This window comes from Dermabacter jinjuensis (assembly GCF_902381725.1).
GTDB lineage: Bacteria > Actinomycetota > Actinomycetes > Actinomycetales > Dermabacteraceae > Dermabacter > Dermabacter hominis.
Genome location: NZ_LR698963.1, coordinates 1,283,015 through 1,303,493, shown reverse-complemented (window position 1 = coordinate 1,303,493; position 20,479 = coordinate 1,283,015). Strand labels below are relative to the sequence as shown.

General features: G+C 63.9%; 20 protein-coding genes. 9 read left to right on the top strand and 11 right to left on the bottom strand.

The window, feature by feature from the left end:
• Positions 1-123: 123 nt before the first annotated feature.
• Positions 124-1,029, bottom strand: coding sequence for a tRNA pseudouridine(38-40) synthase TruA (gene truA / locus FXY94_RS05700; RefSeq protein WP_016664070.1), 906 nt, complete (start codon positions 1,027-1,029; stop codon positions 124-126).
• 35 nt (positions 1,030-1,064) lie between these two features.
• Here truA and purD point away from each other — a divergent pair, with 35 nt between their 5' ends.
• The 5 genes from purD to pflA all read left to right on the top strand — a co-directional run bounded on the left by purD (position 1,065) and on the right by pflA (position 6,930).
• Positions 1,065-2,369: a phosphoribosylamine--glycine ligase gene (purD, locus tag FXY94_RS05695; protein ID WP_016664069.1), complete on the top strand. Its 1,305-nt coding sequence runs from the start codon at positions 1,065-1,067 to the stop codon at positions 2,367-2,369.
• Positions 2,366-3,280 (top strand): phosphoribosylaminoimidazolesuccinocarboxamide synthase, encoded by a 915-nt coding sequence (locus FXY94_RS05690; RefSeq protein ID WP_016664068.1) that lies wholly within the window; start codon positions 2,366-2,368, stop codon positions 3,278-3,280. The genes purD and FXY94_RS05690 overlap by 4 nt, the downstream gene beginning before the upstream one ends.
• Before the next feature lie 159 nt (positions 3,281-3,439).
• Positions 3,440-5,557, top strand: coding sequence for a pyruvate formate lyase family protein (locus tag FXY94_RS05685; protein ID WP_016664067.1), 2,118 nt, complete (start codon positions 3,440-3,442; stop codon positions 5,555-5,557).
• Between the two features lie 99 nt (positions 5,558-5,656).
• Positions 5,657-5,908: an autonomous glycyl radical cofactor GrcA2 gene (gene grcA2, locus FXY94_RS05680; protein WP_016664066.1), complete on the top strand. Its 252-nt coding sequence runs from the start codon at positions 5,657-5,659 to the stop codon at positions 5,906-5,908.
• A 155-nt stretch (positions 5,909-6,063) separates the two neighbouring features.
• Entirely contained in the window at positions 6,064-6,930 is an 867-nt protein-coding gene (gene pflA / locus FXY94_RS05675) for a pyruvate formate-lyase-activating protein (protein ID WP_016664065.1), read from the top strand.
• A gap of 21 nt (positions 6,931-6,951) precedes the next feature.
• On the opposite strand, the gene FXY94_RS05670 is transcribed toward pflA, so the two are convergent.
• Entirely contained in the window at positions 6,952-7,701 is a 750-nt protein-coding gene (locus tag FXY94_RS05670; protein WP_016664064.1) for an MBL fold metallo-hydrolase, read from the bottom strand.
• 117 nt (positions 7,702-7,818) lie between these two features.
• Here FXY94_RS05670 and purS point away from each other — a divergent pair, with 117 nt between their 5' ends.
• Positions 7,819-8,076 carry a phosphoribosylformylglycinamidine synthase subunit PurS gene (gene purS / locus FXY94_RS05665; protein ID WP_016664063.1) on the top strand — a complete coding sequence of 86 codons (258 nt, stop codon included), beginning with the start codon at positions 7,819-7,821 and terminating at the stop codon, positions 8,074-8,076.
• Positions 8,076-8,804, top strand: a complete 729-nt coding sequence (purQ, locus tag FXY94_RS05660) for a phosphoribosylformylglycinamidine synthase subunit PurQ (protein WP_016664062.1) — start codon at positions 8,076-8,078, stop codon at positions 8,802-8,804. The genes purS and purQ overlap by 1 nt, the downstream gene beginning before the upstream one ends.
• Positions 8,805-8,821: 17 nt before the next feature.
• On the opposite strand, the gene FXY94_RS05655 is transcribed toward purQ, so the two are convergent.
• From FXY94_RS05655 to FXY94_RS05640, 4 genes are all read right to left on the bottom strand, one after another.
• Complete coding sequence (locus FXY94_RS05655; RefSeq protein WP_016664061.1) at positions 8,822-9,997, bottom strand: class I SAM-dependent methyltransferase; 1,176 nt, start codon at positions 9,995-9,997, stop codon at positions 8,822-8,824.
• A 105-nt stretch (positions 9,998-10,102) separates the two neighbouring features.
• A complete protein-coding gene (fmdA, locus tag FXY94_RS05650; RefSeq protein WP_016664060.1) occupies positions 10,103-11,359 on the bottom strand; it encodes a formamidase in 1,257 nt (418 codons plus the stop codon).
• A gap of 36 nt (positions 11,360-11,395) precedes the next feature.
• Positions 11,396-11,683 carry an FmdB family zinc ribbon protein gene (locus FXY94_RS05645; RefSeq protein ID WP_016664059.1) on the bottom strand — a complete coding sequence of 96 codons (288 nt, stop codon included), beginning with the start codon at positions 11,681-11,683 and terminating at the stop codon, positions 11,396-11,398.
• A 130-nt stretch (positions 11,684-11,813) separates the two neighbouring features.
• Positions 11,814-12,749 carry a MaoC/PaaZ C-terminal domain-containing protein gene (locus tag FXY94_RS05640; protein ID WP_016664058.1) on the bottom strand — a complete coding sequence of 312 codons (936 nt, stop codon included), beginning with the start codon at positions 12,747-12,749 and terminating at the stop codon, positions 11,814-11,816.
• Between the two features lie 88 nt (positions 12,750-12,837).
• Here FXY94_RS05640 and purL point away from each other — a divergent pair, with 88 nt between their 5' ends.
• On the top strand, positions 12,838-15,132 hold the full coding sequence (purL, locus tag FXY94_RS05635) for a phosphoribosylformylglycinamidine synthase subunit PurL (RefSeq protein ID WP_016664057.1): 2,295 nt from the start codon (positions 12,838-12,840) through the stop codon (positions 15,130-15,132).
• A 90-nt stretch (positions 15,133-15,222) separates the two neighbouring features.
• Positions 15,223-17,529, top strand: a complete 2,307-nt coding sequence (locus FXY94_RS05630) for an N-acetylmuramoyl-L-alanine amidase (protein ID WP_016664056.1) — start codon at positions 15,223-15,225, stop codon at positions 17,527-17,529.
• 136 nt (positions 17,530-17,665) lie between these two features.
• On the opposite strand, the gene rplQ is transcribed toward FXY94_RS05630, so the two are convergent.
• From rplQ to rpmJ, 5 genes are all read right to left on the bottom strand, one after another.
• Positions 17,666-18,175, bottom strand: coding sequence for a 50S ribosomal protein L17 (rplQ, locus tag FXY94_RS05625; protein ID WP_016664055.1), 510 nt, complete (start codon positions 18,173-18,175; stop codon positions 17,666-17,668).
• 30 nt (positions 18,176-18,205) lie between these two features.
• Positions 18,206-19,207: a DNA-directed RNA polymerase subunit alpha gene (locus FXY94_RS05620; protein ID WP_016664054.1), complete on the bottom strand. Its 1,002-nt coding sequence runs from the start codon at positions 19,205-19,207 to the stop codon at positions 18,206-18,208.
• 96 nt (positions 19,208-19,303) lie between these two features.
• Entirely contained in the window at positions 19,304-19,711 is a 408-nt protein-coding gene (gene rpsK, locus FXY94_RS05615; protein WP_016664053.1) for a 30S ribosomal protein S11, read from the bottom strand.
• A gap of 77 nt (positions 19,712-19,788) precedes the next feature.
• A complete protein-coding gene (gene rpsM / locus FXY94_RS05610; RefSeq protein WP_016664052.1) occupies positions 19,789-20,166 on the bottom strand; it encodes a 30S ribosomal protein S13 in 378 nt (125 codons plus the stop codon).
• Between the two features lie 172 nt (positions 20,167-20,338).
• The gene (gene rpmJ / locus FXY94_RS05605; protein WP_016664051.1) at positions 20,339-20,452 is read right to left on the bottom strand and encodes a 50S ribosomal protein L36; all 114 of its coding nucleotides are present in this window, start codon (positions 20,450-20,452) and stop codon (positions 20,339-20,341) included.
• Positions 20,453-20,479 lie beyond the last annotated feature (27 nt).

The window sequence follows — 20,479 nt, the reverse complement described above, 5'->3', positions numbered from 1 at the left end:
CACAACAGCCCTCTACTCTAGTGCGGATCCGCAGCGAGGGCAACGGGCCGACGGCTGCTCGCCTCTTGTTTTCCCTCACATTTGGCGGGCGAGGCTTCGCCGGTATTGGGCAACCGTCGGACTTTAACGGCGTTCAAACGGCGCACCGCGCTTGCCGCGCGTTTGACGAGCCCGTGCCGCCCATTCGGCTTCTTCCGGGTAGTCGATCCGCTCGAGCGTAAGGCCGGAGGGGGCGAACATGGGGGCGCTGCCGGCTTCGTCGCGCCTGGGAATTGTGATGAGCGCAGCCATCCACTCGGCGTCGAGGCGGTGCTCGCCGACCGCGACGCTCGCGCCGACGATCGAACGGACCATGTGATGGCAGAACGCGTCGGCGGTGACGGTGGCGACAACGAGCCCCTCGTCTTTGCCTGTTTCGGGGCGCTCCCACGTGATCTCGTGGAGCGTGCGGATTGTCGTCGCATCTTCACGGGGTTTGCAGAAGGACAGGAAGTCGTGTTCGCCGACGAGTGCGCGCGCGGCAGTGTTCATCGCCTCTGCGTCGAGCGAGCGCTTGTGGAAGGCGACGTCGCGGCGCAGGGGGTCGCGCCGCGCATGCTTGTCACAAATGCGATAGCGGTAGGTGCGCGCAAGCGCGCTGAAGCGGGCATCAAAATCTTCACTGACGACGCTCGCGCGCCGAACGGCGATGTCGCGGGGCAAAACTGCGGCGAGGCGCTGAACGATTGAGTCCTCGCACGAGCGGTCACTCCTGCCCGGCATTCGCTGCCACCGCTCGTATGGAATGTCGACGTGCACGACCTGGCCGCTCGCGTGGACACCAGCGTCGGTGCGACCGGCGACCGTGACTCGAATGTCCTCACGCACGATTTTTGCGAGCCCCGCTTCGAGTTCCCCCTGGACAGTGCGTAGCGTCGGCTGAATTCCCCACCCCTTAAAGTCGGTACCGTCGTATGCGAGGTCGAGGCGCACTCGCAGCCGCGGCACTGGCTCGAGCGAGGACTTGGGGGCTGTGGGCTCGGTGTTCACCCCAGAAGCCTAGCCCGAACCGCTAGGGTTAAGGCGTGAAAATTCTCGTAGTGGGCACCGGCGCGCGCGAGCACGCCCTCGTGCGACGCCTCAGCCAAGATTCCATCCCTCACGATCTCCACGCCGCCCCCGGCAACCCGGGCATGGAGGCCCACGCGGCCATCCACGACGTTTCTCTCGGTGATAGCGCGGCCCTCACCGCGCTTGCGCTCGAGCTCGGCATCGAACTCGTCGTCATTGGCCCCGAGGCGCCGCTCGTTGCGGGTCTTGCCGACGATATGCGCGAGGCTGGCCTCACCGTGTTCGGCCCCTCGAAGGCTGCGGCGGAGCTCGAAGGCTCGAAGGACTTCGCGAAGCGCATCATGAGCGAAGCGGGGGTGGCGACCGCACGCTCGATGACGGTGGCGGATCCGGCGTTGCTCGAAGCAGCACTCGACGACATGAACCCGGGAGGGAGCACCCCCTACGTCGTCAAGGCCGACGGCCTCGCTGCCGGCAAGGGCGTCGTCGTTACGTCCTCGCGCGAGGAGGCACTAGCACACGCCCGCGACTGCCTCGCAAGCGGAGCACACGGCTCGCGCGTCGTTCTCGAGGAGTATCTCGACGGGCCCGAGCTTTCGGTGTTCTGCGTGTGCGACGGCGAGAGGGCCGTTCCGCTCGTTCCAGCCCAGGACTTCAAGCGCGCGTTTAAGGGAGATGAGGGCCCGAATACGGGCGGCATGGGTGCCTATTCACCGCTGCCGTGGCTCGACGAAAACGCCGCGATGAACGCGACCGTCGAGTCGATCGCCGAACCCGTCATACGCGCCATGCGTGAGCGCGGCACTCCGTTCACAGGTCTCCTTTTCTGCGGCCTCGCGGCCACCAGCGAGGGACTCAAGGTCATCGAGTTCAACGTTCGCTTCGGCGACCCTGAGACCCTCGTGGTCCTCGAGCGCCTCGGGAGCGACCTCGGTGAGCTCCTGCAGGCCGCCGCGACCGGGGATCTCGCGAGCGTACCTGACCTCGCGTGGCGCGACGAGAGCGTGGTCGCCGTCGTGCTCGCGAGCGAGGGTTATCCACTCGCCGCCCAGACCGGGCGAGAGATCACGGGTCTTGACGAGGTAGGAGAGGAAGGCTGCACGGTGATCCACGCTGGCACCGAGCGAGATTCCGACGGCACCTTGCGCTCGAGTGGCGGCCGTGTTCTCAGCGTCGTGGCGCGCGAGAACACGCTCGAGGGTGCACGCGTTCGCGCACAGTCGGCCATCGCACGGGTCTTGCTCGAAGGCTCCCACTACCGAACCGACATCGCCGAGCGGGCAGCTCTCGGCGCTATCGAAAGGGTGACCCAGCTGTGAACACGAATGTGAATGGCGCGCTGACCGAGGCCCCCGCTCTCGAGGGCTGGGACCACGTCTTGAGTGGAAAGGTGCGCGAGCTGTACGTTCCCCACGGGAGCACGCTTGCCGAGGCGCACGAGGTGCTCGTCGTCGCGACCGATCGAATCAGCGCATTCGATTACTCGCTCACCCCGGGAATCCCCGATAAAGGACGAATTCTGACGGCGATGTCGCTTTTGTGGTTCGACCATCTCAAGGGCGTCACGGACAATCATGTGAAGAGCGCCGTCGACGTTCCCGATGCGGTTCGGGGGCGCGCCCTGCACTGCGAGGCTCTCGACATGGTCCCGCTCGAATGCGTCGTGCGCGGCTACCTGACCGGCTCGGGGCTCGCGGACTACCTGCGCGACGGCGCGGTGGGCGGTCACGTCCTTCCCGAGGGCCTCGTCGACGGCTCCCGCCTCCCGTCCCCGCTCTTTACCCCCTCGACGAAGGCCGAGCAGGGAGAGCATGACGAGAACATCACCGTTCACGAGGCTCGCGCGAGGCTTGGGAAGGACCTCGTCGACGAGCTCGAGGAGCGCACTGTCTCCGTCTATCGAGCAGCGGAGCATTTTGCGCGAGAGCGGGGCATCATTCTTGCTGATACAAAGCTCGAGTTCGGCCACTCGCGACACACCGATAACATCGTGCTGGGTGACGAAGTTCTCACTCCGGATTCCTCGCGATTTTGGGCCGCTGACCAGTACGAACCCGGGCGCGCGCAGGCCAGTTTCGACAAGCAGTTTGTGCGCGATTGGCTCACGAACGAGAGTGGCTGGAACAAGAACACCCAGGTCGCACCGCCTGTACTCCCCGCAAGCATCGTCGAGGCGACTCGCGAGAAATATATCGAGGCCTACGAGCGCCTTTCGGGCGAGAAATTCTAGCCCTCCCCACCTGCCTTCCAGACCTCGGCGATACCATGTGACCGCCGCCACGGAGCGGGCTCAAAGTCCCCTACACATATAGGCCTCACTCCTACGGTGGAACTACCAGCACACCTCACGAGCATGCGGCTTAGCCCCCGCCATGGAAGGAAGGCTCACATGACTGCTGTGGAAGAAAAGAACGCCGGAGCCCAGGGCGAACAGCTCGACCCGTGGCGCGGTTTTAAGACCGGCGACTGGAACGAGAACATCAACGTTCGCGAGTTCATCCAGCTCAACTACACCCCGTACGAGGGCGATGCCGAGTTCCTCGCGGGTGCGACCGACAAGACTCTTCGCGTGTGGGACACCCTCGAGAAGAAGTACCTCTCGGAGGAGCGCCGCCGCCGCGTCTACGACGTGGATACGAAGACCCCCGCCGACATCGACGCCTTCCCCGCTGGCTACATCAGCGAAGATGACGACGTCATCGTCGGCCTTCAGACCGACGTTCCCCTCAAGCGCGCGATGATGCCCTTCGGTGGCTGGCGCATGGTGGAGACCGCGATCAAGGAAGCCGGTAAGGAACCGGATCCGGAGATCAAGAAGATCTTCACCAGGTACCGCAAGACCCACAACGATGGCGTGTTCGACATCTACACCCCGCGCATCCGCGCAGCACGTAGCTCCCACATCATCACCGGTCTTCCCGATGCCTACGGTCGCGGCCGCATTATTGGCGACTACCGTCGCCTCGCGCTCTACGGCGCGGACTTCCTGATCGCCGAGAAGAAGGCCGCGAAAGACGCGGTTTCGGATCAGCCGTTCAGCGAGCACTGGGCACGCTTCCGCGAAGAGCATGCCGAGCAGATCAAGGCTCTCAACAAGCTCGTCATCCTCGGCGACTCCTACGGCCTTGACCTTCGTCGTCCCGCCGCTACCGCTCAGGAAGCCGTGCAGTGGGTCTACATGGCCTACCTCGCCTCGGTCAAGAGCCAGGACGGCGCCGCCATGTCGATCGGCCGTCTCTCGCCGTTCCTCGACGCGTACATCGAGCGCGACCTGCAGGAGGGCCGCATCACGGAGACAGACGCGCAGGAGATCATCGATGCCCTCGTGATCAAGCTCCGTATCGTGCGCTTCCTCCGCACGATCGACTATGACCAGATCTTCTCGGGCGACCCGTACTGGGCCACCTGGTCGGATGCCGGCCTTGGTGAGGACGGCCGTTCGCTCGTCACGAAGACCTCCTTCCGCCTCCTCCAGACCCTTCGTAATCTCGGTCCGGCGCCCGAGCCGAACATTACGATCTTCTGGGATCCGAAGCTCCCGCAGGGCTACAAGGACTTCTGCTCGGCCATCTCGATCGAGACGAGCTCCGTGCAGTACGAGTCCGATGAGCAGATCCGTAATCGCTGGGGCGACGACGCAGCAATTGCGTGCTGTGTGTCCCCGATGAAGGTCGGCAAGCAGATGCAGTTCTTCGGTGCGCGCGTGAACTCCGCGAAGGCGCTGCTTTACGCGATCAACGGCGGCCGCGACGAAATGAGCGGCAAGCAGGTCACCGAAGAAGGTCTGTTCGCCCCCATCGAGGGCGAGGGCCCGCTCGACTTCGACGAGGTCTGGCAGAAGTACGAAGAGATGCTTGACTGGGTGATCGGCACCTACGTTGAAGCGCTCAACATCATTCACTACTGCCACGACAAGTACGCCTACGAGGCGATCGAGATGGCGCTTCACGATTCGGATATCACGCGCACGATGGGCTGCGGCATCGCTGGCCTCTCGATCGTCGCGGACTCGCTCTCCGCGATCAAGTACGCCAAGGTGTACCCGATCCGCGACGAGTCCGGCCTCGTTGTCGACTACCGCACCGAGGGTGACTTCCCGATCTACGGTAACGACGACGATCGCGCCGACGACATCGCCGCGACCGTTGTGCACACGATCATGTCGAAGATCAAGGCAATCCCGATGTACCGTGACGCGATCCCGACCCAGTCGGTGCTCACGATTACGTCGAACGTCGTGTACGGCAAGGCGACCGGCTCGTTCCCCTCGGGCCACGAGAAGGGCACGCCCTTCGCCCCGGGCGCTAACCCGGAAAACGGCATGGATAGCCACGGCATGGTGGCCTCGATGCTTTCCGTTGGCAAGCTCGACTACAACGACGCGCTGGACGGCATCTCGCTGACCAACACGATCACCCCGCAGGGCCTCGGTCGCACGAAGGACGAGCAGGTCAAGAACCTGGTCGGCATTCTCGACTCCGGCTTCATCATGGACGACGAAGACTGATCGTCTGAACCCCTAAATGTGAATCGGTCGGGCGCGAGCCCCTCGGGCTCGGCCGGTTTTCACCCCCACATTTCCATCACTCTGATTGAGGAGAGAATAATGGCAGTCAAGACTTTCGACGAGCGCCTTGAGTCCATGAAGACCAACCGCGCAGCAAACAACATGGAGTCGGGCCTCTACCACGCGAACATCAACGTGCTCAACAAGGAGACCCTTGTCGACGCGATGGAGAACCCGGAGAAGTACCCGAACCTCACGGTTCGCGTGTCGGGCTACGCCGTGAACTTCGTGAAGCTCACGCGCGAGCAGCAGCTCGACGTTCTCAACCGCACCTTCCACCAGGGCGCCTGAGACATCCCCTTTACACGCATGATGCGCAATAATTGACGCATCGAAGCGTTCACCTGTTGGGCCTGGAAGCTCCGGTTTCCGGGCCCAACTCTTTAGGGCGCATGCCCCCGATCGGCGGCACGTGTGCCCACCACGATTTTCACGAGAGGCGTTTCATGACCGAGTCCGAGGCCAAGAGCATCAGCCAGGTTGACCTTCCGCTTCACAAGAGGCGCCAGGGCGCCGGCATTGAGGGGCTCGAGGAAACGCACCTGGAGCGCCCTGATCGACTCCAGGCGGTACGCGAAGGCGAACTCGCCTCGATTCACTCGTGGGAACTTGTGACGGCAGTCGACGGCCCCGGCACTCGCCTCACGATCTTCTTCAGTGGCTGCCCGCTTCGCTGCCTGTACTGCCACAACCCCGACACGTTCGAGGCGAAGAACGGTCAGGACGTGACCGCTGACGAGATCATTGGGAAGATCCGCCGCTATCGCCGCATTTTCAAGGCCTCGGGCGGCGGCATTACGCTCTCGGGCGGCGAGGTTCTCCAGCAGCCCGCCTTTGCCAAGCGAATCCTCGAGGCTGCCAAGGACATGGGTGTCCACACCGCGATCGATACGTCGGGTTTTCTCGGCCGCAATGCCTCAGACGACCTGCTTGAGTCGGTCGATCTCGTGCTTCTCGACGTTAAGAGCGGCGATCCCGACGTGTATAAGCGCACGACTGGCCGCGACCTGCAGCCGACGATCGATTTTGGCGATCGCTTGAACGCGAAGGGGATCGAGGTGTGGGCGCGTTTCGTGCTCGTTCCTGGACTCACCGACGACTATGACAACGTCGAGAAAGTCGCCGACATCGTTGAGCGGTGGCGCTCGAACGTGAGTCGTATCGAGGTGCTGCCCTTCCACCAGATGGGCACCGACAAATGGGATTCACTCGGCCTCGACTACAAGCTGCGCGATACCCGGCCGCCGGAGAAGGAACTCGTCGAGCGCGTGCGTGAGCAGTTCCGCGCGCGCGGAGGCTTCGAGGTTCATTAATTCCGCCGCGCCGCTGCGCCGCTAAAAACTGAGGGTACGACCCTGCCCGGGTTCGGTACCCACGGGCCAATCTCGCACTTCGCATTCCTTGGGAGCGAAGGCGCGCGACTGTTTCAGATAGATCGCTCGCCCCTCGGCAGAGGCCACGCGATCGTGCACGGGGATCGCCACGGCAGGTTTCACAATTCTGAGGAAATCGATCGTTTCGTGCATTTTCGACCACGGCGCGACGAGGGGAAACGACAGAACGTCAGCCCCGACGATTTCGGGGTGCGGGGCGAGCGAGTCACCGGTGTGCACAAGTGTTTTCTCGCCGGCCGCTTCGACGATAAGCGCCACGTTTCCCACGGGCGGGATAGACGGGTGGATGGTCGCGTGGGCTCCCCCGGCTGCGGTGACGGTGACGGGGAAGGGCCCGACGCTCGCTCGCTGACCTGGCGCGAGAGGCGTGAAGCGCTCCCGAAAGCGTGAGGTCTCGGGGTTGTCGCTTAGAGCCTGCGCGGTTTGAGGCTCGAGAAGGATTGCTGCCTCGGGGTTGTGCGCGAAAAGCTCCGCAAGGAATGGCGGGTGCGCGTGATCGGGATGCTGGTGGCTGATCGCAATCGCGTCAAGATCGGTAAGGTGCGTGAGCGAAGGCTCGCTCAAATTGCCGGGGTCGATGAGGAGCCGGGTGGTGTCGGACTCTCCCGCCCCTCCCTCCCCCGCGCGCGCTCCGGTGCCGCCGCGGTACGAAACGAGCAGAGCGGAATGGCCAAAGTGTGTAATGTCCATGCCGCCACAGTAGGGGCAAAAGATGAGGACAGGCCGCACTGGCCGGTAGAATCATCGTGTGCGCGACGCGCGCAGTTTTCGACGACACTTTCGTGCCTACTGTTTTCTGGAGATGACATGCCCCGCCTCATCGTCGACGTAATGCCGAAACCCGAGATTCTTGACCCACAGGGAAAGGCCGTTCTCGGCGCTCTTGGACGACTCGATTTCGAGAACATCACCTCGGTCCGTCAAGGCAAGCGTTTTGAGCTCGAGGTTGAGGGCGACGTGACCGACGACGTGCTCGAGCGCGTGCGCGAGGCGGCAACCGAGCTGCTCTCGAACCCCGTTATCGAAGATGTCGTGTCGGTGCGCGTCGAGGAGGAGCAGGCCTGATGCCCGCAATCGGTGTGGTGACCTTTCCCGGGACCCTCGACGATCGCGACGCACTTCGCGCCGTCACGATCGCCGGCGGTGAGCCGGTTGCGCTGTGGCACGCGGACGACGACCTGCGTGACGTCGATGCGGTGATCCTTCCGGGCGGCTTCAGCTACGGGGATTATCTGCGGGCGGGCGCTATTTCCCGTTTCGCGCCGATCATGGAACGCGTGGTCGATGCGGCCAAGGGCGGCATGCCCGTGCTCGGGATCTGCAACGGCTTCCAGATCCTCACCGAGACGCACCTGCTTCCCGGTTCGATGATCAAGAATGCGCACCGGACGTTCGTGTGCCGCGATCAGCCGCTTCGCGTTGAGAACACGCGAACGGCGTGGACAACCGCATACGCCGAGGGCCAGATCATCCGAATCCCTCTGAAGAATCAGGACGGCCTCTACGTCGCTGATGAGAAGACTCTCGACGAGCTCGAGGCCGATAATCGCGTGGTGTTCCGTTACGCCGAGGGCGCCGTCGGCGGCCCCGCTGGTTTCGAGGACAACCCGAACGGCTCCTATCGCGGGATTGCCGGAATCACGAACAAGTACGGCAACGTCGTGGGGCTTATGCCGCACCCGGAGCACGCCGTCGAGGCAGGCTTCGGCCCGGACATGCCGGGAGAAGGTACCCGCACGGGCGTGGATGGCCTCGGCTTTTTCACCTCGGTCATGAAGTCGATCCTCGCCTAAGGAGCTCCCCAGCGTCCTTACTTTTTCGCGCTGAGCACGGTGAACGTGCGGTCCCGGCTCACCTCTCGGGTGGCGGCAAATCGCCGCTTAAGGAGGGGCCGGTAGCGCAGGTGCGAGTTATGCACGAGGAGCAGTTCTCCGCCCGGCTCGAGAATGCGGTACGCCGCCTCGATGAGCGGCTCGACGAGCGTCGCATCGATACGCGTGCCGTCGTGGAACGGCGGGTTGAGGAGCACGAGGTCGGTCGAGGATTCGGGGTGCTGGGCAGCGGCAGAATCCCACGTGAGAGTGAGAGTGGCGCCGGGTTGTGCCCGGTAGGGCTCTAGCGTGGCGCGCGTCGAGCGAACCGCATCGAGGTCAATATCCGTCGCGGCGAGCGTGAGGGCACAGGCCGTTCGCGCAGCCGCCTCGCATACCGCGAGCGAGAGCATGCCGTTGCCGCAGCCAAGGTCGAGGACGCGCGTGGCGGGCGCCGCATGCTGTGGGCGGGCCGCGAGCCATGAGGCCGCTGCATTCGCGAGCGCCTCTCCCCCGCGGTCAGGCTTAGCGCCCGAGAACACGCCGCCGAAGGCGGTAAGCGTCCCGCCGCCCCACCGCTTCGTGCGCGGGGGCATTACCGTCACGGATTCGCGCGGCGTGGACGCCTCGAGGCACCTAAATTTCCCCTTTCCCAGAAGACCCCGGACTTCGGTGAAGCCGGTCGCGAGCGCATCGTTCATCGAGCGCGTCATGTGCTTCGTGGCGCCACCGAGCACCACGATCATGTCTGTGCCGCTTCGACGCGCGTGCCTCGCGAGCATCCGCGCGTTCTCTTCTAGCGCGGCGAGTGATTTTGGCAGGTGCCCGAGCACAAGTCTCCCCGAGAATCCGTGGGCGGCAAGGAAGGATTCGAGATCGAGCTCGCTTCCGTCGAGACCTGCGATGAGCACTCGATTTCGATCCGCCCGACCCGACGTCGCGGCGGCCTCGTGCGCCGCCGCTTGCACGGTCGATGCATGAGCGCGCGACACCGTGCGCACGAACACCCGCGAATGCGGCCCCACGTGCGCGAGTGCCCATTGAGTCAGTGCGCCGGAGCGGTCATCGAGAACGAGGATGTCTCCATCGCCGCTACCGGGCTGTGCGACGTGCGCGCTCGCATCGTGCATGATGAGGCGGTCGAGGGCGTCGGTACGTGCGTCGGGAAATGTCATGCTCACGAGCCTACGGCACGTGACGAGGGGGCGCGCCAACCTCCACTGGGTTGGCGCGCCCCCTCAGGTGCAAGGAGCGTTCGCGGGTATGAACGCTTCTTTGCCTTACGCGTTCGCGGCGCGCGGCGCCCCGATGCCCGGATCGATCTTCGGCACGTCGCCTGCGCCGGGGCGCACGTCGATGTCGAAGATGGCGGTCGGGATGTACACGGTCGCGCACGAGTTCGGGATGTCAACGACGCCCGAGAAGCGGCCCTCGATCGGCGCGGCACCGAGCAGGAGGAAGATCTGCTCCGGCGTCCAGCCGAAGGTCGTGAGGTAGTCGATCGCGTGGAGGCAGGCGCGCTGGTAGGCAAGCTGCGAATCGAGGTAGCGCTGCTCGCCGTCGAGCGTCACGGACGTACCCGAGAAGGAAATCCACTCGCTGTAGCGCGGCTCGACATTGCCGGGCATGAAGATCGCGTTTTCCTTGACGTTGTACTTGTCCATGCCGCCAGGGATGACATCCACGTGCACGTCGATGAAGCCCGACATCTCGATGCCGCCACAGAAGGTGATCTCGCCATCGCCCTGCGAGAAGTGCAGGTCGCCTACCGAGAAGTGCGCGCCATCCACGTAGACGGGGTAGAACACGCGCGTGCCCTTCGAGAGGTTCTTGATGTCCTGGTTACCGCCGTTTTCGCGCGGCGGAGCGGTGCGTGCACCCTCGGCTGCGACGCGATCGAAATCGTCGCCGGTGAGCGTGCCAAGAACTGCATCCTTCGGTTCGGGCGGGAGCGCGAGCGGAGGCAGGCGGTTCGGGTCCGTGGCGATCAGCGCGGCCTCGCGGTCGTTCCACTTCTTAAGAAGCTCGTGCGAGGGCGCCGTGCCCATGAGGCCCGGATGGATGAGACCCGTAAACGACACGCCAGGCACGTGGCGCGAGGTCGCGGTCTGGCCGTTGAAGTCCCACACAGCCTTGTAGGCATCCGGGAACTGATCCACGAGGAAGCTGCCGCCATTGTTCTTCGCGAAGATGCCGGTGTAGCCCCAGCCCTGACCCGCGAGGGGGCCCTCATCTTCCTGCGGAATCGGGCCAACGTCGAGGATGTCCACGATCAACAGGTCGCCCGGCTTCGCACCCTTAATGTGGAACGGGCCCGAAAGTGCGTGGACCTTGCTCACGGGGGCTTCGAGGATGTCCTGGGCGCTGTCATCGTTCTTGATGTCGCCGTCGAACCACTCGCGGCAGTCGATGCGGAACGTGTCGCCGGGGTTTACCGTGACAGCCGCCGGAATGTCCGGGTGCCAACGGTTGTGGCCAACGATGTCCTGATCTTTGAACGACTTCGTGGAATCAAGCGGGAAAAGATTCTTAGGCATGGCTCTGTGTGCTCCTTTGCTTGCCTACTCGGGGCGTCAGGGACGCGGAAGTGCACGATGGCGCGGATCGTGCGATACAGGGGTTGGCTTGGCGCCTCGCGAAGAGGGAAGCGAAGAATGAACCTGGGGCTCATAGGCGCTGCGCTTCGCTGAATCAATCGCGTTTGTCAGTGCTGGATCGAGCGACCGCACAGCGGGAGCGCTCACGAGGCGCCTCGCGGTGGTGTCGCACTCGGGGCACTGGCGTTCTCGAGTCGTGCTGCTCATCGGCAGCAGTGCTTCGCTGAGGTGACCTTCACCGCACCGAAACTCGTACAGGGGCATGGCACTCCTTCGTCCGCACCTTCGGCGACGCAATTCCCGCGCCACCTTCGTCTTTGCTTAAATCACGCTAACGCCCACCGCATCGAGGTTCCTGAAATCTTCTTGAGTTTACTGAGGCCACGCGGGGCTCTCATGCGCCTCCAAGGACCGTTACGCGGCCAGAAAAGGCACGGTGCGCCGTGCGATCGGCAGGCGTCGGACCCCGCAGGCTGAAGCCTGAGAACGCGACCGAACTGCCCTTCGTTCCTTCCTTCGGCTCCTCTCGCCCGTACCGCACCCACACCGTTGCGGGCAAAGGCGGAAGCGACGGGAACTCGAGTTCCCACAAAAGCGGAGAGTGCGCCCCTACTCCGGCTTCGCTGAGCGCACGCGATCCCAGGAACATGCCGTGGGCGAGCGGCGAAGGGGCACCAAGCGCACGTGCGCTCAGTGCGCTCACGTGAATCGGGTGGACATCGCCGCTCACTCGTGCGAACTCGCGCCCCACACCCGCGGAGAGCTTCCATCGCGACGGAGACGCCGCCGAGGCGAAAGGAGCCGCCTCGGTCTGGAGAGACTTTGCACGCATCGCAGAATTACCGGAGCCACGCAGCAGGTACGTCGAGACGTCGGTCGCGACGATGTCACCCCCGCTCGACAACACCGAGACCACTTCGCACGCGCTCCCCCGTGAAGAGCGTGCGAGGTCCCCAATACGTGTCTCAATGTCGATCCTCTCCCCTATGCACACTGGCCGGTGCAACAAGAGCGAATTCTTGACGTGCACAAGCCCGAGCGCGGGAAGCGGAAAACGCGGAGCCGCCATGAGCGCGAGCCCGAGCGGATGCGCGAGGGCATGCAAGAAACCGGGATGGGCGAGATGCGCATCAGCCCACGCGTCCCTTCCATGAGGCGCAACGACGCGCGAATAGCGCAGGGCGCGCCGCTCCTCAATGGCAACACCGCGCACGCTATAGCGGCGATCGGGAACGTCCTCGGCGCGCGCGACGGGCGCGCGGGTGAGAATCGCTGCCCACGCGGCGGCAGCGTTCGGCACACGCGCAAGAGTCTTCGTGGAAGGCGACATGTCTCTACTCTGTCATTCCGCGTTACCGTGCGCGACGTCGTAAAATACGAGGTGCTGAGAACAACCGACACGGAGGACAGCCGCGAGCATGAACACGCACGAGCCAGACACGATCGAGCGGGCGCGTGAAACCCCGAACGAACAGCAGCCGTGGGCCGATCTGGGCCTCAAGGAAGAGGAGTACGCGAAGATCCGCGAGCTCCTCGGCCGCCGCCCCACGAACGCCGAGCTCGCCATGTACTCCGTTATGTGGTCTGAGCACTGCTCGTACAAGTCCTCCAAGATCCACCTCAAACAGTTCGGCCAGAAACAGACCCCCGCGATGAAGGAAAACCTCCTCGTGGGTATCGGCGAGAACGCTGGCGTCGTTGATATCGGCGACGGCTGGGCCGTGACGTTCAAGGTCGAATCGCACAACCACCCGAGCTACGTCGAGCCTTACCAGGGGGCTGCGACCGGCGTTGGCGGCATCGTCCGCGACATCATCTCGATGGGGGCCCGCCCCGTCGCCGTCATGGATCAGCTCCGATTCGGCGCGATCGACCACCCGGATACTGCACGAGTCGCCACCGGCGTCGTCGCCGGTATCGGCGGATACGGCAACTGCCTCGGTTTGCCCAACATCGGTGGTGAAACCGTGTTCGACCCCGCCTACCAAACCAATCCCCTCGTCAACGCCCTCGCCGTGGGCGTGCTTCGCCACGAGGACATCCACCTGGCCTCCGCGACAGGCGCCGGCAACAAGGTCGTGCTGTTCGGTGCACGCACAGGTGGCGACGGAATCGGCGGCGCGTCGATCCTCGCCTCCGAAACCTTCGAGGACGAGGGCCCGGCGAAACGCCCGAGCGTCCAGGTCGGCGACCCGTTCATGGAGAAGCTGCTCATCGAGTGCTGCCTTGAGCTCTTCGCGAAAGGCACCGTCGAAGGCATCCAGGACCTCGGCGCCGCCGGCATCTCGTGCGCAACGAGCGAACTCGCGTCCAACGGCGGCTCCGGCATGCACATCGACCTCGAAAACGTGCTCCTTCGCGACCCGACGCTGACCGCGGGCGAGATCCTCATGAGCGAATCGCAAGAGCGCATGATGGCCGTCGTCTCCCCCGACAACCTCGAGGAATTCCTCGCCATCACCGACAAGTGGGGTGTTGAAGCCGCCGTCATCGGCGAAGTCACGGGCGAGGGACGGCTCACGATCGACCACTACGGCAAGCGCATCGTCGACGTCGATCCCACGACCGTCGCGCACGAGGGCCCCACCTATGACCGCCCCTACGCGCGCCCGGCATGGCAGGACGCCCTCGAGGCCGACCACGCCGAAGGCCTCCCCCGCCCTGCAAGCACCGACGAACTCGTCACGCAGCTGTGGGCACTCACGACCTCCCCGAACCTCGCGAGCACCGCGTGGGTCACCGACCAATACGACCGCTACGTCGGCGGCAACACCGCGCTCGCGATGCCCGACGACGCAGGTGTGCTCCGCATCGACGAAAAAACGGGCCGCGGCATCGCCATCGCCACCGACGGCAACGGCCGCTTCGCGATGCTGAACCCGAAAGAAGGCGCACGCGCCGCGCTCGCGGAGGCCTACCGCAACGTCGCCACGGCAGGCGCACGCCCTCTCGCCGTGACCGATTGCCTCAACTTCGGCTCGCCCGAAGACCCGGACCGCATGTGGCAGTTCGTCGAAGCAATCACGGGGCTCGCCGACGCCTGCCAGGAGCTCGAAGTTCCCGTGACCGGCGGCAACGTCTCCCTGTACAACTCCACGGGCGAGCCCGGCCGCCTCAACTCGGCAATCCACCCGACCCCCGTCGTCGGCGTCCTCGGCGTGTTTGACAACGTCGCGACGCGGGTGCCCTCCGGATGGCACGAAGAAGGGCTTGCCATCTACCTTCTCGGTGAAACTCGCGAGGAGCTTTCGGGCTCCGCGTGGGCCGACGCCACCCACGCTCACCTCGGCGGCACACCCCCGCGCGTGTCGCTTGCACACGAAAAAGCCCTCGCTACCGTACTCATCGGTGCGGCCGACCAGGGAATCGCACGCGCAAGCCACGACCTCAGCGAAGGCGGCCTCTTCCAGTCACTCGTCGAATCCACCACTCGATTCGACACGGGCGCATCGATCGACCTCACGACCGTGATCGACCGTGACGGCATCGACGCGTTCACAGCCCTCGTCTCCGAGTCGCACGCGCGGGCCATCGTCGCGGTGCGCCCTGACGATGCTCCTGCCCTCGAGGAACTCGCACGCAGTGCGTCGGTCCCCGCGGCTCGCATCGGCACAAGTGGTGGCGACGGCCTGGAGCTGGCTGGCGTCGGAACGTTCCCCCTCGCGGAGCTTCGCGAGCGCCGCGCCCAAACGCTCCCCGAGCATCTCGCTTAACCCGGTCAGATGACGCACGCGGGCCTTCCCAGCGAAGGCCCGCGTGCGCTATGGTAAGGCCGACTTCCCCTCACAAGAAAGCACTTCCCCATGACCTTCGAAAAATCCCCCCTCAATCGTCGCACCCTACTCAAGGTCGGTGCCGTCACCCCCTTCGCCGCAGCCGGAGTGGGCGCTCTCGGAATGGGCCTTGCCCTTGCCGACGACTCCCCCGCCCCCAGCGGTGGTGACACCGCCGTTGTGGATCGCGACCTCGCGCGCACTAACACCGTCGAAACGCAAGGCGCCTCGGAAAACAACCCCGAACTGAACGGTGCTGCGGCAAAGCATGTCGCCGGCTATGTCACCATGGCCGCGGCAACCTGGCCCGCCGATATCGACGCGCCCGACGTGGTGGAGTTCCAGGGCCAAGACATCAACACTGGCGACTGGGGCGATTGGCTCAGCGCAGAGCTGATGACCGACATTGAGGAAAACGCGAGCGAAGCCGTGTGGGTCGGGCCCTCGAGCGCGGTTAATGTCCGCGCCTTCCGCGATGGCATCGACATTTCCGAGCAGCTCACCGCGCACCTCATCACCACGTCGGAATCACGCAGCGACGTGCGCCTCGCCTCAAGCGGTAGCGGTTCCGGCATCACCCGCATTCTGCCTGCTACCGTGACGCCCGGCACCGGCGCGCCAACGTTCATCACCCGTGAGGAATGGAGCGCCGGCACGGTCAACACTTCACGTTTGAGCTACGCGAAGGAACTCAAGGCGATCTGCATCCACCACACGGGCGGCTCCAACACCTACACCGCGGCGCAAAGCCCTCAGGTTGTGCGCGGGATGTTCACCTACCACACTAAAACCCTCGGTTGGGCCGATCTCGGCTACAACGTCGTCGTCGACAAATACGGACAAATCTTTGAGGGGCGCGCGGGTGGCCTGCACCGCAACGTTGCCGGCGCCCACGCCCGCGGCTTCAACACGGGCTCCTGTGGCATCTCCGTCATGGGTGACTACATGGACATTCCCGTGCCCACCGCGGCGCTCAACGCCATCGCAACCGTGGCTGCGTGGAAGCTCGCCAGCACGTTCACTCAGGACGTGTACGGCACCGAGACCTGGACCGTCACCACCTCGAACGTGAAGCGCAGCGGCACCTTCTCCATGCCCCACCTCTTCGCGCACCGCGACGTGAACTACACGGATTGCCCGGGGGACACCTACTACGGCCAGCTTCCGAAGCTGCGCAGCCTCGTGCAGCAAAAGCTCAACGGATTCAAGGAGCGTTACCCCGAGCACCTCGTTGCCTACGTCAACGGCGGCGGGCGCGGTGCGTTCGGAACCGTCACGCACGTTCGCCGGGCAGAAGGGGCCTACGACGTCACTCGCCTCACGGGTGGGCTCATTCTCACGGCAGGTGGTCGCACGAGCGCTCACAAAAGTGCCTTCGGCGCCGACTGGACGTCTGCCTGGGGACGCCCCCTCGAAAGCACGACGGGCACTACCCAGCGCTTCGAGAACGGCACCGCAACACGCGCCAATGGCAGGGTCACTTTCACGCCGCAGAAGAACACGACCTCGCCTTCAGCCGAAGGCGTCACCGGCGCGATCGGGGCTTTCTACGTGAGCAACGGTGGCGCAACGGAATTTGGTGCCCCGCAAGACGCGGAATTCCGCATCGACGGCGGATACCAGCAGAAATTCGCTCGTTCAACCATATCGTGGCACCCTGCGACCGGCGCTTACGATACGCGTAACGCTATCGGCAACAAATGGGATTCCCTTGGCGCAACCGGATCCAGGCTCGGGTTCCCCACGAGCCGCGAGCGAGTTCTGAGCGACGGAGGATTCGCACAATCCTTCCGCAATGGGCAAATTGTCTGGTCCCGCGCTACTGGAGCCGTAACGGTAAGCGAGGCTATCCTCCACTACTGGAACAAGCTCGGCGCCGAAAAAAGCTGGCTAAAGTATCCCGCCCGAGATCCTTTCGCCGGGCTTAGGAATGGCGGCAGCTCGCAATTTTTCCAAGGTGGAATTGTGCTCCACGATGCAAAGAACGGTAAAACCTTCGCCGTCAAGGGCGCGATCCGCGGTGTTTATGTGCGCGAGAACTTCGAGCGCGGAAGTCTCGGTTACCCCGCCAGCGAGGAAGTCGCTGTCAAGGGCGGTGTATACCAAGCGTTCGAGAACGGTCAACGAGTGTATTGGTCGCGTGCAACCGGCGCACGCATTATTAAGAATGGTTTCCTCACCTATTGGCTTCACAGAGGGGGAGAAAAAAGCACACTCGGCTTCCCAACCACGAACGAGTTCAAAGACTCCCGCGGACGCACCGTTCAAGATTTCCAAGGCGGGCGTCTCACGTGGGATCCCAAGAGGCGATCGGTCGCTTTTACTCGACGCAGCTAAGACTCAGCAGTGTGTCGTCCTGCGTGGTTACGGCTGCGCTTAAGGCACGACCGTAGTCGACAACAATAGAGGAAACGGCCCGACACCCCATTCACGGGGGTCGGGCCGTTTCCTCTACGTGAAGAAGAGCCGTGGATCAGGCCTCGGTGTTCTCCGTGGTCTCCTCTGCAGGCGTTTCCTCAGCCGCGGTCTCTTCGACCTTCGTCTCCTCAGCGGGAGCTTCGTCGGCCTTTGCGGATGCCTTGGCAGCGCCTTCGGCTTCCTTCACGACGGCCTGCTTCGGCGAGTACTCTTCCTCCACGAGCTCAAGAAGAGCCATGGGGGCGTTGTCGCCCTTGCGGTTCTCGAGCTTCGTGATGCGGGTGTAACCGCCGGGGCGGTCCGAGAACTTCGGAGCGATCTCAGTCATGAGAACGTGCGCGGCAGTCTTCGTCTTGAGCGTCTGCATCACGCGGCGGCGATTGGCAAGGTCGCCCTTCTTCGCCTGGGTGATGAGGCGCTCAGCGAGGGGCTGAACGCGCTTCGCGCGGGTATGCGTCGTGGTGATGGCACCGTGCTCGAAAAGGGCAGTCGCGAGGTTCGCGAGAATAGCCTTCTCGTGAGCCGGGGACGAGCCGAGTCGAGCGCCCTTAGTGGGTGCAGGCATGTTGTTTCTCCTCGAAGAAAAAGATGGAAATCAGAACTGCTCGCCGAACTCGTCGTCGCCGTACGAGTCAAGAACAGTGGAAGGATCGAAACCGGCCGGGGAATCCTTGAGCGAGAGGCCTAGCTCAGCGAGCTTCGCCTTGACTTCGTCGATGGACTTCTGGCCGAAGTTGCGGATGTCGAGCAGGTCCGCCTCGGAGCGATTGGTGAGCTCACCAACGGTGTACACACCCTCGCGCATAAGGCAGTTGTACGAACGAACCGTGAGGTTGAGGTCGTTGATCGGAAGCGCAAGGTCGGCGGCAAGGGCCTGATCGGTCGGCGAAGGACCAATCTCAATACCCTCTGCCTCGTGGTTGAGCTCCTGTGCGAGACCGAAGAGCTCCACGAGGGTCTTGCCAGCCGAAGCAATGGCATCGCGCGGGGCGATCGCCGGCTTCGTTTCGACATCGATGATGAGTCGATCGAAGTCCGTGCGCTGCTCAACACGAGTGGCTTCAACCTTGTACGTCACCTTGAGAACAGGCGAGTAGATCGAGTCGACCGGAATGCGGCCAATCTCGCTCTCGGCGCCCTTGTTCTGCTGGGCCGAAACGTAGCCGCGGCCACGCTCAACGATCAGCTCGACCTCGAGGCGACCCTTCGAGTTGAGGGTCGCGATGTGAAGGTCGGGGTTGTGAATCTCGACGCCTGCCGGCGGGGTGATGTCGGCGGCGGTCACGACGCCCTCACCCTCCTTACGCAGGTACATTACGACCGGCTCGTCGTTTTCCGACGACACCACGAGGTTCTTGATGTTCAGGATGAGCTCGGTGACATCTTCCTTCACACCCGGAACGGTCGAGAATTCGTGGAGGACGCCGTCGATGCGGATCGACGTCACTGCCGCGCCCGGGATGGACGAGAGCAGTGTGCGGCGCAGCGAGTTGCCGAGCGTGTAGCCGAAGCCCGGCTCGAGCGGCTCGATGACGAACCGTGAGCGGTAGTCAGAAACGACCTCTTCGGTCAGCGTGGGGCGCTGTGCAATGAGCACGTTGTGTCCTTTCTTGGAACGTCCGCTATATGACGTTCGCGGTGGCGGTACGACACTGATGGATGACGGTTATCGTTTCGCGCACCCGAGCAATGCTCAGTTGCGGCGACGCTTCGGCGGGCGAACGCCGTTGTGCGGCTGGGGGGTAACGTCCTGGATCGAACCGACCTCGAGGCCCGCTGCGGTGAGCGAACGGATCGCGGTTTCGCGGCCCGAACCCGGTCCCTTAACGAAGACGTCGACCTTCTTGAGGCCGTGCTCCTGGGCGCGGCGCGCGGCGGCCTCGGCGGCCATCTGCGCAGCGTACGGGGTGGACTTACGCGAGCCCTTGAAGCCGACTTGGCCCGAGGAGGCCCACGAGATCACAGCACCGCTCGGGTCAGTGATCGACACGATGGTGTTGTTGAAGGTGCTCTTAATGTGTGCTTGGCCGTTGACGACGTTCTTCTTGTCCTTGCGGCGAGGCTTACGCGCCGCGGCGGCCTGACGTGACTTGGGAGGCATGTGCCAAAACTCCTTGAGTTCGTGAAAGGTGATCGATACGGGTCAGTGCCGAACACTGCCCGTGGAGTAACTGCCGCTCAGCGAGCAGCCTTCTTCTTGGCGGCCACGGTGCGCTTCGGGCCCTTGCGGGTACGTGCGTTGGTCTTGGTGCGCTGACCACGGACCGGAAGGCCGCGGCGGTGACGCATGCCGGCGTACGAGCCGATCTCGATCTTGCGGCGGATGTCAGCTGCGACCTCGCGTCGCAGGTCGCCCTCGACCTGGTAGTTCTCTTCGATGTAATCGCGCAGCTTGACGAGGTCCTCATCGGAAACCTGGTGGACGCGCTGGTTGCCGTCAACGCCGGTGGCGTTGAGAGCTTCGATTGCGCGGGTGCGACCCACGCCGTAAATGTACGTCAAGGCGACTTCCAGGCGCTTTTCGCGCGGGAGGTCGACGCCAACGAGACGTGCCATGAGCAGTTCTCCTACTGTTTTACTCAGGGGCCTGATCCAGCATGTCGCTCCCGTCTAGGCGGTGCGCCGCGGCCCCTGGCCCGCGGGTGATCCTCGCAATGAGGTTCATGCTGTCTCTTTACTTATAGGTGCGGCGTGAGCCGCGGGGTGCCTCCCGTTGGAGGCGGTGCACTCAGCCCTGGCGCTGCTTGTGGCGCGGGTTCGTGCAGATAACCATGACACGCGAGTGGCGACGAATCACCCTGCAGTTGTCACAGATACGCTTCACGCTGGGGTAAACCTTCATGATGCCCTTCTACAGTTGATCTGCGCT

Excerpts from the sequence above, each read along its gene's own strand:
- FXY94_RS05685 (WP_016664067.1), top strand. The coding sequence starts at position 3,440 with ATGACTGCTGTGGAAGAAAAGAACGCCGGAGCCCAGGGCGAACAGCTC.
- grcA2 (WP_016664066.1), top strand. The coding sequence starts at position 5,657 with ATGGCAGTCAAGACTTTCGACGAGCGCCTTGAGTCCATGAAGACCAAC.
- pflA (WP_016664065.1), top strand. The coding sequence starts at position 6,064 with ATGACCGAGTCCGAGGCCAAGAGCATCAGCCAGGTTGACCTTCCGCTT.
- FXY94_RS05670 (WP_016664064.1), bottom strand. The coding sequence starts at position 7,701 with ATGGACATTACACACTTTGGCCATTCCGCTCTGCTCGTTTCGTACCGC.
- purS (WP_016664063.1), top strand. The coding sequence starts at position 7,819 with ATGCCCCGCCTCATCGTCGACGTAATGCCGAAACCCGAGATTCTTGAC.
- purQ (WP_016664062.1), top strand. The coding sequence starts at position 8,076 with ATGCCCGCAATCGGTGTGGTGACCTTTCCCGGGACCCTCGACGATCGC.
- FXY94_RS05655 (WP_016664061.1), bottom strand. The coding sequence starts at position 9,997 with ATGACATTTCCCGACGCACGTACCGACGCCCTCGACCGCCTCATCATG.
- fmdA (WP_016664060.1), bottom strand. The coding sequence starts at position 11,359 with ATGCCTAAGAATCTTTTCCCGCTTGATTCCACGAAGTCGTTCAAAGAT.
- FXY94_RS05645 (WP_016664059.1), bottom strand. The coding sequence starts at position 11,683 with ATGCCCCTGTACGAGTTTCGGTGCGGTGAAGGTCACCTCAGCGAAGCA.
- FXY94_RS05640 (WP_016664058.1), bottom strand. The coding sequence starts at position 12,749 with ATGTCGCCTTCCACGAAGACTCTTGCGCGTGTGCCGAACGCTGCCGCC.
- purL (WP_016664057.1), top strand. The coding sequence starts at position 12,838 with ATGAACACGCACGAGCCAGACACGATCGAGCGGGCGCGTGAAACCCCG.
- FXY94_RS05630 (WP_016664056.1), top strand. The coding sequence starts at position 15,223 with ATGACCTTCGAAAAATCCCCCCTCAATCGTCGCACCCTACTCAAGGTC.
- rplQ (WP_016664055.1), bottom strand. The coding sequence starts at position 18,175 with ATGCCTGCACCCACTAAGGGCGCTCGACTCGGCTCGTCCCCGGCTCAC.
- rpsK (WP_016664053.1), bottom strand. The coding sequence starts at position 19,711 with ATGCCTCCCAAGTCACGTCAGGCCGCCGCGGCGCGTAAGCCTCGCCGC.
- rpsM (WP_016664052.1), bottom strand. The coding sequence starts at position 20,166 with ATGGCACGTCTCGTTGGCGTCGACCTCCCGCGCGAAAAGCGCCTGGAA.
- rpmJ (WP_016664051.1), bottom strand. The coding sequence starts at position 20,452 with ATGAAGGTTTACCCCAGCGTGAAGCGTATCTGTGACAACTGCAGGGTG.